The sequence below is a fragment of the Micromonospora sp. NPDC023814 genome (assembly GCF_040639595.1).
Classification (GTDB): Bacteria; Actinomycetota; Actinomycetes; order Mycobacteriales; family Micromonosporaceae; genus Micromonospora.
The window spans coordinates 144836-160235 of the sequence record NZ_JBFAAF010000003.1; the positions used below are offsets into that span (position 1 = coordinate 144836).

The window sequence follows — 15400 nt, forward strand, 5'->3', positions numbered from 1 at the left end:
GCGGGTTCTGACCACTGAATCTGCATTCTTCACGCAGCGTTAACGGCCGGTTATGTGACCGGCGCAGGAATGTTCTCCGCTCGTCGACGCTCGTCGACGAATTGCTGAATAACCCCGACCTTCGCAGGTCGTGGGGCTCGTGCCCTGCACGCCTGCCGCATGGCAATTACCCACGGTTCGAAGATTTACGGGGGTAGATTAGTGCTTCGTATGGAGGATTCGGCGGCAGCCAGCCGGCCGGCGACCAGCCTTCCGCTGTCCTCGGCCCAGTCCGGGATCTGGTTCGCCCAACGACTGGAGCCGGAAAGCGCAATCTACCGAGCCAGCGAGTACCTGGAGATGCACGGCGCCGTGGATCCCGAGGTCTTCGAGCGGGCGCTGCGTACCGTGGTGGGCGAGGCGGACGCGCTGCACGTGCGCTTCGCCGAGACCACCGACGGGCCGAGACAGTCGGTGGACGGATGTCCGCAGTGGACACTGCACCGGGTCGACGTGAGCAACGCCGCTGATCCGCGCGCGGCGGCCGAGGAATGGATGCGGGCCGACCTGACCCGGCCGGTCGACCTCACCCGCGGTCCGCTGTTCACCCAGGCGCTGTTCGCCGTCGCGCCTGACCGGTGGTTCTGGTACCACGCCTACCACCACATCCTCATCGACGGTGCCGGCGGCGCACTGCTCGAACGACGGGTCGCGGAGGTCTACACCGCGCTCGCCGAGGGGCGGCCGGTGCCGCCCTCGCCGTTCGGCTCGGTGCTCGACCTGCACCGTGAACAGCGGGAGTACGAAGAGTCCGACGTCTATCTGGCCGATCGCAGGTTCTGGTTGGAGCAACTCGCCGACACACCGCCGCCGCTGGCGATGACCTCGCGCAAGCTGCACCGCTCGGCGGAGTTCGTGCGTCACCGCGACCGGCTCTCCCCGCCGGGACAGGCCGCTCTGGACCGGGCGGCGGAGACGGCGGGTGTCGGCGCGGCCCGCATCGTGATCGCGGCCATCGGCGCCTACCTGCACCGGCTGACCGGCACCCGGAGCGTGGTGCTGGGGTTTCCGGTGGCCGTGCGGCGTGGCGGTGCCGGCCGTACGACGCCGGGCATGCTCGCCAACGTGCTGCCGCTACGACTGGAGATCACTCCGTCGATGGGGGTGGCGGACCTCGTCGCGCAGGCCCGGATCCGCATCCGCGAGGTGCTCGAGCGCCAGCGCTTCCGTGGCGAGGAGCTGCGCCGCGAGCTGGCGCTGCCGACCGGGTACCACCGGTACTTCGGGCCGATGGTCAACGTCATCCCCCTCGGGCCGGACCTGCGCTTCGGCGCGGCCACCAGCACGGCGTACAACATGTCCCGGCGGCTCATCGAGGACCTGGTCGTCACCGTCTACGACCGCGACGACGGACGCCCGATCGAGGTCGAGTGCGACGCCAACCCGGCGCTGTACGACGAGGCGACGCTCGTGGTCCGACACCGGCAACTGGTCGGTTTCCTGGAGCGGTTCGCCGCCGCCGTCGCCGACCCGCAGCAGCACGGCACGCCCGTCGGTGACGTGCCGCTGCTCGACGACGCCGAGCGGCACGAGACCCTGGTGAGCCGTAACCGCACCCGCCGCCCCGCGCCACCGCGGACGTTCCCTGAACTCTTCGCGGACGCGGTGGACAGGTTCGGTGACCGACCCGCGGTCGAGTACGAGGGCACGCGGCTGACCTATCGGCAACTGGCCGAGCGGTCCGACCGTCTCGCCGGCCTGCTGGCCGCCAAGGGCATCGGTGCCGAGGACGTCGTCGCCGTCGTCACGCCCCGGTCGGCGGAGTTCGTCGTCGCGGTCCTCGGCGTGATGAAGGCCGGCGCCGCCTACCTGCCGATCGACCCGCAGTACCCGGCGCCGCGGATCCAGTACCTGTTCCGTGACGCGAAACCCGCCGCGGTCATCACCGCCGCAGCCACCACCGGGCCGGTGGGCGACCTGGCCGACCGTGTCGGCGTGCCGCACGTGGCGCTCACCGACGGCCTGCTCGCCGCCGCTCCCGGCGCACCGGCACCCACGCCGCCCGGCGTCGCGCACTCGGCGTACGTCATCTACACCTCCGGCTCGACCGGCCTGCCCAAGGGGGTGGTCGTCTCGCACGCCGGGCTGGCCAGCCTGGCCGGCGCGTTCGTCGAGCGGCTGGTCGTCACGCCGGGCGACCGGGTGCTCCAGTTCGCCTCGCCGAGCTTCGACGCCGTCGTACCCGAGATGTGCATGGGCCTGCTGGCCGGGGCGACGTTCGTCCTGGCACCGCAGGAGCGGCTGCGGCCGGGTGCACCGTTGACGTCCCTGCTCGCCGACGGCGGCATCACGCACGTCATCCTGCCGCCGTCGGCGCTGACCGTGATGCGCCCGGCGGAGGTCCCCGGCCGCGTCACCATCCTGGTGGCGGGGGAGGCGTGCCCGCCGGACCTGGTCGCCCGCTGGGCACCCGGCCGGCGGATGGTCAACGGGTACGGCCCGACCGAGACCACGGTCTGCGCCACGATGAGCGAGCCGATGAGCGCCGACGCGCCCATCGGTGCCCCGATCTGGAACGCCGCCGTCTACGTCCTGGACGCCCGGCTGCGGCCGGTGCCCGACGGCGTCCCCGGCGAGCTGTACGTCAGCGGCATCGGCCTGGCCCGCGGTTACCTGGGCCGCCACGGCCTGACCGCGGAGCGCTTCGTCGCCGACCCGTTCGCGGGCGCGGCGGAACAGTCCTCCTTCGCGGGCGAGGCGGGACGAGGCGCCCGGATGTACCGCACCGGCGACCTGGCGCAGTGGCGCCCCGACGGGACACTGGAATTCCTCGGCCGGGTCGACGACCAGGTCAAGGTGCGCGGCCACCGGATCGAACTCGGCGAGATCGAGGCTGCCCTGAGCCGGCTGGACGGAGTCGGGCAGGCCGCCGTCGCGCTCTGGCCGGGCAGCGCCGCCCCCCGTCTCGTCGGCTACCTGCGCGCGGCCGCCGGCCGCCCGCTGGACACCGACGCGCTGCGCGCCGCGCTCGCCGAGGAACTTCCCGCCCACCTCGTGCCGGCCGTACTCGTGGAGCTGGACAGCTTCCCGCTGACGCCCAGCGGAAAAGTCGATCGCAAGGCCCTTCCTGCGCCGTACGCGGACCGCCCGGCCTCGGCGGCGGCCACCCCCGGCACGGAACGGGAGGCGGCCCTGTGCGCGGTGTTCGCCGACGTGCTGCAGGTGCCCGAGGTCGGCGTCGACAGCGACTTCTTCCGGCTCGGCGGGCACTCGTTGCTTGCCGCGCAGCTCGTCCGGCGGATCAGCGCGGAGTTCGGCGTCGATGTCGGCATCGACGCGGTGTTCAACGCGCCGACCGTACGCGGACTCGCCGCTCGTTTGGACGGCCAGCCCTCCCGAAAGCCGGTCGCGGCGCTGCGCGGTGCCGGCATCGTCTCGTCCGCGCAACGGCGGCTGTGGTTCATCTACCAGCTCGACGGGCCGAGCGCCGCGTACAACATTCCGTTGCTGGTGCGGTTGCGCGGTCGGCTCGACGTCGCCGCCCTGCGCGCTGCGGTCACCGACGTGGCCGAGCGGCACGAGCCGCTGCGGACGATCTTCCCGGACGAGGGCGGCGAGCCGCGGATGCGGGTGCTGCCGGCCTCCGCGGTCGCGCTGCCCGAGGCGGTGACCGTGCCGGACGGCGAGCTGACCGCCACCCTGGCCGAGGCCGCCGCCCACCCCTTCGACCTGGCGACGGAGCCGCCGCTGCGACCGCGCCTGTTCACGGTCGCCGACGACGACCACGTGCTGCTGGTGCTGCTGCACCACATCGCCGCGGACGCCGGGTCGATCGGGCCCTTCGTCACCGATCTGGCGTACGCCTACCAGGCGCGGGTGAGCGGCACGGTGCCGTCGTGGCCGCCGCTTCCGGTGCGCTACATCGACTTCGCAGCCTGGCAACACGAGATCCTCGGCGACGTGGCCGACCCGGCCAGCATCGCGGCCCGGGACGCCGGCTACTGGCGCAGGGCCCTCGCCGGGCTGCCCGAACAGATCGACCTGCCCGGTGCCCGCACGCTGCCCGCCGAACCCACCGGTCGCGCCGCCACCGCGATGGTCCGCTTGGCTCCGGCGGCGCACGGCGACCTGCTCGTTCTGGGTCGCGCCGAGGGCGCCACGCAGTTCATGGTGTTGCAGGCCGGTCTCGCGGCGCTGCTGACCCGTCTCGGCTCCGGCACCGACATCCCCCTCGGCATCCCGGTCGCCGGGCGCACGGAGGACGCCGTCGCCGGTCTGGTCGGGCTCTTCGTCAACACCGTGGTGCTGCGAGCGGACACCGCGGGCAACCCGACGTTCCGCGAGCTGCTCCGGCGGGTCCGCGACACCAGTCGGGACGCCCTGGCGCACCAGCGACTGCCGTTCGAGGCGCTCGTCAGCCTGCTCAACCCGGCCCGGGTGGCCGGTGGGCACCCGCTGTTCCGAGTCATGCTCGCCCTGGACAGCTCCTCGGCGGCGTCGCCGGACCTGCCGGACGTCACCGCCGAGGTGTCGGTGATCGACGCCGGCGTGGCCAAGTACGACCTGTCCCTGAACGCGCGGGAGCTGCCCGAGGGCGGGATCACGATCGGCATCGAGTACAACCTCGACCTGTTCGAACCCGCCGCGGCCGAGGCACTCGCCGACCGGCTGGTGCGGCTGCTCGTCGCCGCGGCGTCCGCACCGGACCGCCCGATTGGCGCGCTGTCGCTCCTGGCGCCGGCCGAGCACGAGCGCCTGGTGCACACCTGGAACGACACCGGCCGCCCGGCCGAGCTCACCGACGTCGTCGAGGCGGTGCGTGCGCACGCGCGGAGCAGGCCCGACACGGTGGCGGTGGAGGACACGGCGGGGCCGGTGACCTACCGCGACCTGGTAGGCCGGGCCGACGCGGTGACCGGACAGCTGCTCGCTGCCGGTACCCCTGCGGAGGGGCGGGTCGCGGTCCTCGCGCCCCGTGGCACCGGCGTGATCACCGCACTGCTCGGCGCGCTCGGCGCGGCTGCTGCGTACGTGCCGCTCGACCCGGCCGCACCCGAGGCCCGCAACGCCGCCCTGCTCGCCGACACCGGCGCCGGAATCGTGCTCGCCGACCCGGCGCTGAGTGAGTACGCCGAGCGCGTGGTGGCACTGTCCGGATGCGACGTGCGGGTGCTGAACCTCGACGGTCGGACCGCCGGCGGCCCCGCGGACGCGGTGCCCCGGCCTGATCTCGGTCTCGCCTATGTCTTGTTCACCTCCGGTTCCACGGGCCGCCCGAAGGGTGCGATGGTGCACCGGGCCGGCATGGCCAACCACCTGGAGGCGAAAGTCGAGGAGCTTGGGCTGACCGGGCACGACATCGTGATCCAGAACGCCCCGCTCACCTTCGACATCTCGATCTGGCAGATGCTCGCGCCGCTGGTCGTCGGCGGCCGGGTGCACGTGCCGGACCAGGACACCGTCACCGACCCGGTCACGCTGTTCCGGCTCGCCGCGGACGAGGCGGTGACGGTGCTGGAGGTCGTGCCCTCCGTACTGCGGGTCGCGCTCGACGCCTGGGACGACGGCGACCCGGTGCCGGCACTGCCGGCGCTGCGCGCGCTCATGGTTACCGGCGAGGAACTCGCCCACGACCTGTGCGACCGGTGGTTCGCCCGGTACCCGGCCATCGACCTGGTCAACGCGTACGGTCCCACCGAGTGCGCCGACGACGTGACGCACGCGCGGCTCACCTCGGCGTCGCTCGACGGACACGCTTCGGTGCCGATCGGCACCGCGATTCGCAACACCCGGCTGTACGTGTTGGGACCGAGTCTCGACGTCCTGCCCGCCGGGATCCCCGGTGACCTCTACGTCGGCGGCGTCGGCGTCGGCCGGGGATACCTCGGCGACCCGGCGACCACGGCGCGCACGTTCGTCGCCGACCCGTTCGCCACGCAACCCGGCGGCCGGCTCTACCGCACCGGCGACCGGGCCCGCTACCGGGCCGACGGCGCGCTGGAGTTCCTCGGCCGCGACGACTTCCAGGTCAAGATCCGCGGCCAGCGGGTCGAGCTCGGTGAGGTGGAGAGTCACCTGCGCGCGCTGCCGGAGGTCACCGACGCCGTGGTGACGGTGGTCCGCGACGCCGACGGGCGCGACCGCCTGGCCGGTTACCTGGTCGGTACCGGTGATTACGGGCAGGTTCGCAAAGAGCTGTCCAGGGAACTGCCGGAGCACATGGTCCCGAGCGTGTTCGTCACGCTCGACGCGATGCCGCTGACCGCCAACGGCAAGCTCGACCGGGCGGCACTGCCGGTGCCCGTCGTGGCCGGGAACAGCGGGCGGTCCGGTCGCGGGCCGGTGGAGGAGATCATCGCCGGAGTCTTCGCCGACGTCCTCGGGGTCTCCCGGGTCGGCGTCGACGACAGCTTCTTCGAGCTGGGCGGGCACTCCCTGCTGGCCACCCGCGTGATGAGCCGGCTGCGGCAGGTACTGGGCGTGGAGCTGCCGGTGCGGGCGCTGTTCGACGCGCCGACCGCCGCCGCCCTGGCCGGCCGGACCGCGACGGCCCACGACCGGGCCCGGCCCGCGCTGACCGCCCGGCCCCGCCCCGACGTGGTGCCGCTGTCGTACGCGCAGCGCCGGCTGTGGTTCCTCAACCGGCTCGAAGGAGCCAAGGCCACGTACAACATCCCGTTCGTGGTCCGGATCGACGGCGCCCTCGACCGGGCCGCGCTGCGGGCGGCGCTCGCCGACCTCGTGGGTCGCCACGAGAGCCTGCGGACGCTCTACCCCGAGGTCGACGGGGCACCCCGGCAGGTGGTGCTGCCGCCCGGCGCCGGTGTGCCGGACCTGCCCGTGCGCGACTGCGTACCGGACCGGGTCACGGCCGAGGTCGCGGAACTGGCCGGCGCGGGCTTCGACCTCACCGCCGAACCGCCGGTGCGGGCCTGGCTGCTGGCCGCCGGCACCGACCGGCACGTCCTCGTCCTGGTGCTGCACCACATCGCCGGGGACGGTTGGTCCACCGGGCCGCTGGCCCGGGACCTCTCCATCGCGTACGCGGCGCGCCGCTCCGGTCTCGCGCCCCGGTGGACGCCGCTGCCGGCGCAGTACGCCGACTACGCGCTCTGGCAGCGCGAGTGGCTCGGCAGCGAGCAGGACCCGGACAGCCCGATCGCCCGGCAGATGGCGTACTGGACGCGGGCCCTCGCGGACCTGCCCGAGGAACTGGCCCTGCCGGTCGACCGGCCCCGGCCGGCGGTGCCGTCGGAGCGGGCGGGCCTGCTCCGCTTCGCCCTCGACGCGCAACTGCACGCCGACGTCGCCGCGCTCGCCAGGTCGACCGGCACGACGGTCTTCATGGTGCTCCACGCGGCGCTCGCCGCGCTGTTCACGCGGCTCGGCGCGGGCACCGACGTGCCGATCGGCGGGTCGGTCGCCGGCCGCACCGACGAGGCCCTCGACGACCTGATCGGGTTCTTCGTCAACACCCTCGTCCTGCGCACCGACACCGGCGGCGACCCGGCCTTCACCGAGTTGCTGGCCCGCGTCCGCGAGACCGACCTGGCCGCCTACGAGCACCAGGACCTGCCGTTCGAGCGCCTCGTGGAGATGCTCAACCCGGCCCGGACCCTGTCGCGCCACCCGCTGGTGCAGGTGAAGTTGATCCTCCAGAACGTGGTGCGGTCCAGCTTCGAGCTGGCCGGTCTCGATGTCGAACTCGACCCGGTCGATCCGGAGATGGCGAAGTTCGACCTGCTGCTGACCGCCGTGGAGCGGGCCGCGCCGGACGGCACCCCGCTCGGCATCGACGGTGCGGCGAGCTATGCCGCCGACCTGTTCGACGAGGCCACCGTCGAGCTGCTGCTGGAGCGCTACCTGCGGCTCCTGCGCGCGTTCGTGGCCGACCCGGCGACCCGGATCGGGTCGGCGCCGTTGCTGTCGGACGAGGAACGCCGCGCCGCGCTGGCAGCGGCGGCCGGTCCGCGGCAGCCGGTGACCGGCGAGACTCTCGTCGACCTGTTCGCCGCCCAGGTGGCGCGCACGCCGGACGCCCCGGCGGTGCTCTGCGGCACCGAGAGCTTGACGTACGCGGCGCTGGACGAGCGGGCCGGGCGGCTGGCCCATGCCCTCGTGGCGCGGGGAGCCGGACCGGAGCGCGTCGTGGCGATGGCTGTGCCCCGCTCGGCCGAGCAGGTCGTGGCGGTGCTCGCGGTGCTGCGCAGCGGCGCGGCGTACCTGCCGCTGGACGCCGCGCTGCCGGCCGGGCGGGCGGCGGCCGTGCTCATCGAGGCGGCGCCGTGCCTGCTGCTCACCACCGGCGAGGTGGCCGACCGATGGGCAGCCGACGTCCCCACGCTGATCCTCGGTGGCGACGACGCCGACGGCGGCGACGCGCCCTGGCCGGCCGGGCCGCCCGGCGACCGGCATGCCGCGTACGTCATCTACACCTCCGGCTCGACCGGGCGACCCAAGGGTGTCGTCGTGGAGCATCGCTCCGTCGTGGACTACGCCAGGCGCGCCGCCGGGTCGTACCCGGGAATCGACGGCGTGACCCTGCTGCACTCACCGATCGCCTTCGACCTGGTCGCCACGACGCTCTATGGCTCGCTGCTGGCCGGCGGCTGCCTGCACGTGGCCGACCTGGACGACACCACCGTGCCGCCGACCGGCCGGTACACGTTCCTCAAGGCCACCCCGAGCCACCTGCCGCTGCTGGCCACCCTGCCGGAGGCCTGCTCGCCCACCGCGACGCTGATGCTCGGCGGCGAGGCGCTCACCGGTGAGCTGCTGCGCCAGTGGCGGGAACGGCACCCGGACGTCACCATCGTGAACCACTACGGACCGACCGAGGCGACCATCGGCTGCCTGGACCACCACATCCCGCCCGGCGTCACGCCCGGGCCGGGACCGGTGCCGATCGGCCGCCCGATGACCAACACCGGCGCCTACGTTCTCGACGCCTTTCTCAACCCGGTGCCCGACGGCGTCGCCGGTGAGCTGTACATCGGCGGGACGGGCCTCGCCCGCGGCTACCTGCGGCGATCCGGCCTGACCGCCGAACGCTTCGTTCCCGACCCGTTCACGCCCGGCGAACGGATGTACCGCACGGGCGACCTGGTACGACGCGGTGCCGACGGGACCGTCGAATACCTGGGCCGCACCGACGACCAGGTCAAGGTGCGCGGGTTCCGGATCGAACCCGGTGAGGTGTCGGCCGTGCTCACCGCGCATCCGGCGGTGTCGGCCGCCGCGGTGGTCGTGCGCGAGGACCAGGCGGGGGAGAAGCGGCTCGTCGGCTACGCCGTGACGGCGGCCGATCCCGAGCAACTGCGCACGCACCTGGCCGAACGGCTGCCCGAGTACCTCGTGCCAGCCGTCGTCGTGCCGGTCGACGCCCTGCCGCTGACCGCCAACGGCAAGCTGGACCGCCGGGCGCTACCCGCGCCGGTCGCCACCGGCCGGGCCCACCGGCGGCGACCGCGCAGCCCGCAGGAGGAGATCCTGTGCGGGCTCTTCGCCGAGCTGCTCGACGTCGCCGACGTCGGCATCGACGAGAACTTCTTCGACCTCGGCGGGCACTCGTTGCTGGCGATGCGACTGCTCAGCCGGATCCGCTCGGTGTTCCGGGCGGAGCTGTCGATCCGGGCGATCTTCGACGCGCCGACGGTGGTCGCGCTCGCCGAACGGCTCAAGGCCGCCGGTGGCCGCACCCGTCCCGCCGTGACGGCCGCCGAGCGGCCCGAGGTCGTGCCGCTGTCGTACGCGCAGCGCCGGCTGTGGTTCCTCAACCGGCTCGAAGGGCCGAACGCGACGTACAACATCCCGCTGGTGCTGCGCCTCACCGGAGCGCTGGACCGGCTCTCCCTGACCGCGGCGCTGGCCGACGTGGTGGCCCGGCACGAGAGCCTGCGTACCGTCCTGCCGGAGGTCGACGGCCTTCCCCGCCAGGTGGTCCTGTCGCCGGCCGCGGCCGCCACCGAGCTGGCCGTGCGCGACTGCACCGACGAGGAACTCGCCGCAACCGTCGCGGGGCTGGTCAACCGCGGCTTCGACCTGACCACCGACCTCCCGCTGCGTGCCACGCTGCTCGTCCTCGGCCCGCGGGAACACGTGCTCGTCGTGGTCGTGCACCACGTGGCCGGCGACGGCTGGTCCCTCGGGCCGTTCGGCCGCGACCTGGCGCACGCGTACCGGGCCCGGCGGGCCGGTGGCGTGCCGACCTGGGCGCCGCTGCCGGTCCAGTACGCCGACTACGCGCTGTGGCAGCACCAGTGGCTGGGCGACGAGGACGACCCGGAAAGCCCGCTCGCGCAGCAGCTGGCCTACTGGACGATCGCGCTCGCCGGAGCTCCCCAGGAGCTGTCTCTGCCGACCGACCGGGTACCGCCGGCCGTACCGACCCACCGCGGTGACTCGGTGCCGTTCGCCCTCTCGCCGCAGGTCCACCGCGGCCTCCTGGCCCTGGCGAGGTCGACGGGGACGAGTGTGTTCATGGTGGTGCAGGCGGCGCTGGCGGCGTTGCTGACCCGGTTGGGCGCGGGGTCGGACGTGCCGATCGGTACGCCGGTGGCGGGCCGGTCCGACGATGCGCTCGACGAGTTGGTGGGGTTCTTCGTCAACACGGTGGTGTTGCGGACGGACACGGGTGGGGATCCGTCGTTCCGGGAGTTGCTGGGCCGGGTGCGGGAGGCCGACCTGGCGGCGTACGGGTATCAGGATCTGCCGTTCGAGCGTCTGGTGGAGGTGCTCAACCCGGTGCGGTCCCTGGCGCGGCATCCGCTCTTCCAGGTCATGCTGATCCTGCACAGCGCCACACCCGTCAGCTTCGACCTCGACGGGTTCGAGGTCGAACCGATCCACGTCGAGGCCGCCACCGCCAAGTTCGACCTGTCCTTCAGCCTCACCGAGCAGCGTGACGCCGAGCTGAACCCGGCCGGCGTCCACGGCCTGGTGGAGTACGCCACCGACCTGTTCGACCGCGCGACCGTCGAGACCGTCGCGGCCCGGCTGGCCCGGCTGCTCGATGCCGTCGTGGCCCAGCCCGAGACCCGCATCAGCGCCATCGATCTGCTGGGCGCCGAGGGGCGGGCCGAGCTGCTGGTCAGCGGCAGCGGCGCCACCCGGCCGGTACCCGACGGCACCCTGCCCTCGCTGTTCCGCGCCCAGGTCGCCCGTGAGCCCGACCGGATCGCCCTCACGCACGGCGACACGACGCTCACCTACGCCGAACTCGACCGCCGCTCCGACCGGCTGGCCGCCGCGCTCGTCGCACGCGGAATGCCCCCCGAGGCCCGGGTGGCGGTGCTGATGAGCCGTTCGTGGCAGTACCCCGTGGCCGTACTGGGCGTGTTGAAGGCCGGCGGAAGCTACCTGCCGCTGGACCCCCGGAACCCGTCCGCGCGGCTGCGCCGCATGATCGCCGAGACCGGTGCGGTGGCGCTCATCACCGACCGTGAACACCTGATCGACGAGCCGCCGCTGCACCCGCAGACGCTCCTGGCCGACGAGTCCGGTCCGGACGGCCACAACGGACTGCCGGTCGAGGTCCGGCCCGGGCAGCTCGCCTACGTGCTCTACACCTCGGGTTCCACCGGCACCCCGAAGGGCGTCGCGGTCACCCACCGCAGCGTCGTCGACCTGGTCGCCGACGGGTGGTGGCAGCACGGACCCGACGACCGGGTCCTCATGCACTCGCCGTATGTCTTCGACGCCTCGACCTACGAGCTGTGGGGACCGCTGCTGACCGGCGGCCGGGTCGTCGTGGCCGACGGCGACGGCATGGACCTGGCTGCGCTGGCGGACACGATCGTGCGGCACGGCGTCACCCGGCTGCTCATGGCCGAAGGCCTGTTCCGTCTGCTCGCCACCGAGCACACCGATGCGCTGGCCGGCGTGCGCGATGTCTACGTCGGCGGCGACGCGATGTCGCCGGCCATCGCCTCGCGCGTGCTCGCCGCCCACCCCGGTCTGCGGCTGACCAACAGTTACGGTCCGACCGAAACCACCCTCGCCGTCGTGCACCACGAGCTGACCCGGCCGCTGCCCGCCGAGCGTCCGGTGCCGATCGGCCGCGCGATGGACAACACCCGGCTGTACGTGCTGGACGACCGGCTCGCGCCCGCGCTGCCCGGTACGCCCGGCGAGCTCTACGTGGCCGGTGAAGGGCTCGCCCGCGGCTACCTGGGCCGCGCCGGGCTGACCGCTGAACGCTTCGTCGCCGACCCCTTCGCCATCGAAGGTGCCGTCGGCGCCAGGATGTACCGCACCGGCGACACCGTGCGGCAACGGTCCGACGGCGAGCTGGAGTTCCTCGGCCGCACCGACGACCAGGTGAAGGTGCGCGGGTTCCGGATCGAGCTGGGCGAGGTGGAGGCGGCCCTCGCCGCCTGCCCGGGCGTCGGGCAGTCCGCCGTGCTGGTCCGCGAGGACCGGCCGGGTGAGCGGGCGCTGGTGGGCTACGTGGCGCCGGCCCGCGGAGCCGGGGCCACGGTGATGCCCGACGTCGCCGTCATCCGCGACCGGATCGCCGAGGCGCTGCCGGACTACATGGTTCCGGCGGTACTGATCGCGGTGCCCCGGATCCCGCTCAACACCAACGGCAAAGCCGACCGGGCGGCGCTGCCGGCCCCCACGGTGATGCCGACCGCCGAGGGCCGCAAGCCGCAGACTCAGACCGAAGAGGTGCTGACTGCCATCGTCGCAACGCTGCTGCAACAGCCAACGGTGTGGCCGGGCGACAATTTCTTCGCCATCGGCGGCGACAGCATCGTCGCCATCCAACTGGTGAGCCGGGCCCGCGCCGCCGGCATCGTGATCACCCCACGGGACGTGTTCCGGCACCAGACCGTCGCCGACCTCGCCCGGGTCGCGCGTGTCGACGAGAACCCCGCGGGGACCGGTCCGGCCGCGGCCGACGGCGTCGGCGAGGTGCCCGAGACACCGGTGATGGGTTGGCTGCGCGAACTCGGTGGGCCGATCGCCGGGTTCAACCAGTCCGTTCTCCTGGCGGTGCCCCCTGGGCTCGGGCTGCAGAGGCTGACGGTGGCGGTGCAGGCTCTGGCGGATCACCACGACCTGCTCCGCGCCCGGCTGCTGCGCGACGGTCCGGCCTGGCGCCTGGCTGTGCCGCCGGTCGGCGCGGTGCGGGTGGACGACTGGGTGCGCCGCGTCACCGTCCAAGCGGTCGAAGGCTCGGTCTTCCGCAACCTGCTGGCCGCCGAGGGCGAACGCGCCCGGTGCCGCCTCGATCCCGACGCGGGGGTGATGGCGCAGTTCGTCTGGTTCGACCCGGGTCCGGATCGGCCCGGCCGGCTGTTGCTCGTCATGCACCACCTGGTGGTCGACGGGGTCTCCTGGCGCATTCTCGTGCCGGACCTGGCGGCGGCCTGGGAGGCCGTCGCCGCCGACCGGCCGGTGCGACTGGAACCGGTCGCCACCTCCTTCCGCCGCTGGGCGCAGACCCTCACCGAGCACGCCCACCGCCCCGAGCGGCTCGCCGAGCTGGAGCTGTGGAGCGGGGTGACGCACCGACCCGACCCCCTCGCCGCGGCCTACCCGCTCGACCCGGCCCGCCACCGGGCGGGCGGCGTGCGGTCGGTGACGGTGCCGGTGCCCGGCGACCTCACCGCGGACCTGCTGACCGGTGTGCCCGCGGCCTACCACGCCCGGATCGACGACGTCCTGCTCACCGCGCTGGGGATCGCGGTCGCCCGGTGGCGGAACGGAATGGTTCCCGACGCCGGCGACGAGACCTCCGTGGTCGTCGCGGTCGAGGGGCACGGCCGCGAGGCGGTGGACCCGGAGCTCGACGTGAGCCGCACGGTCGGCTGGTTCACCTCGCTGCACCCCGTGCGGATCGATCCTGGAGCACTGGCGCCGGACGCGGTCGAGACGGCCGGTCCCGACCTTGGCGAAGCCCTCAAGCGGGTCAAGGAGCAACTGCGCGCGTTCCCCGACAAGGGCATCGGCTACGGGCTCCTGCGATACCTCAACCCGGACACCTCGGCCCGGCTCGCGGCCGCACCGCCGCCGCTGGTCGCGTTCAACTACCTCGGCCGGTTGCGCACCGGCGGCGACGGCGGACCGGAGGCGACCGGCTGGACCGGCGTGGCCGGCGGGCCCTACGTCGCGGCGACCGACCCGGACCAGCCGGTGGCGTACCCGCTCGCAGTCAGCGCGGCGACCTACGACGGCGCGGACGGCCCGAGGCTCAGCACCACCTGGGCGTGGCCGGACGGGCTCTTCGACGAGGAGCGGGTGCGGGCGCTGGCCGAGCTCTGGGTCACCGTGCTGGACGCGATCGCCACGCACGCACTCCGTCCCGGCAGCGGCGGCTCGACGCCGTCGGACCACCCCCTCGTCCAGCTCAGCCAGGAGGAGCTGGACGAGCTCGAAGCCGAATGGGGCGCCTGACGCCACCACCGTCCGCACGGACTCTACGAAGAGGAGTGCCGCCATGACCGATAGCGAGCTGTGGAAGCCGCTGGAGATCAGCCCGGCCGACATCGGAGCCCAGCCGGGTGCCGACGGCCTGCTCGCCTGGCTGTCCGCCCAGGACGTCGGGAGTCTGCTGGTCGAGCACAAGGCACTGGTGTTCCGCGGATTCGGGGTCGCCCCGGCGACGCTGAACCCGGTGATCGACATGCTGCTGCCCAACCGGTTGGCCTACGTGCACGGCAACTCGCCGCGCACCAAGGTCGGTGACAACCTGTACACCTCGACGGACTATCCGCCGGAGTTCACCATCTCCATGCACAACGAGATGTCGTACGCCGCGCGCTGGCCCGCCCGGCTCATCTTCTTCTGCCAGCAGGCGCCCACCAGCGGCGGCGCCACCCCGGTCGTCGACGGCCGGCTCTGGCTGGACGCCATCCGCCCGGAGGTGCGCGAGGCGTTCGCCGGCGGGGTCCGCTACGTCCAGAATCTGCACGGCGGCCTCGGGCTCGGCAAGAGCTGGCAGGCCACCTTCGAGACCGACGACCGGGAAGAGGTCGAGGCGTTCCTCAAGGACACCGACGCCGAGTGGGAGTGGCGGGCCGACGACACGCTCTGGATCAGCCAGGTCCGTCCGGCCACCATCCGCCACCCCGTCAGCGGCCTCGAGGTCTGGTTCAACCAGGCCGACCAGTGGCACGTCGCGGGTCTCGGTGAGGAGGCCGCCGACCTGATGGAGCTGCTGAGCGAGGACGAGGCGCCCCAGTCGGCCCAGTTCGCCGACGGCAGTCCGATCCCCGCCGAATGGATCGTCCACATCCAGCAGGCCGGCCTGAAGCATGCGGTCGACGTCGACTGGCGCGAGGGCGACCTCATGGTCATCGACAACGTGCTCGTCGGGCACGGTCGCCGGCCGTACGCGGGCCAGCGCCGTGTGCTCGTCGCCATGTCGGACTGAGCCGCCCTCCCACCGCCGCCACCCATCGACCGGAAGGCACAC

Annotated in this window: 2 protein-coding genes; both read left to right on the forward strand. The window is 73.4% G+C overall.

The window, feature by feature from the left end; genetic code table 11:
- Positions 1 to 210 precede the first annotated feature (210 nt).
- Complete coding sequence (locus AB0G14_RS02695) at positions 211 to 14379, forward strand: amino acid adenylation domain-containing protein (protein WP_357693013.1); 14169 nt, start codon at positions 211 to 213, stop codon at positions 14377 to 14379.
- A 43-nt stretch (positions 14380 to 14422) separates the two neighbouring features.
- Entirely contained in the window at positions 14423 to 15358 is a 936-nt protein-coding gene (locus AB0G14_RS02700; protein WP_357693015.1) for a TauD/TfdA family dioxygenase, read from the forward strand.
- Positions 15359 to 15400: the final 42 nt, after the last annotated feature.

Bases quoted from the DNA above. Each gene is read 5' to 3' on its own strand.
- AB0G14_RS02695 (WP_357693013.1), top strand. From the start codon at position 211: ATGGAGGATTCGGCGGCAGCCAGCCGGCCGGCGACCAGCCTTCCGCTG.
- AB0G14_RS02700 (WP_357693015.1), top strand. From the start codon at position 14,423: ATGACCGATAGCGAGCTGTGGAAGCCGCTGGAGATCAGCCCGGCCGAC.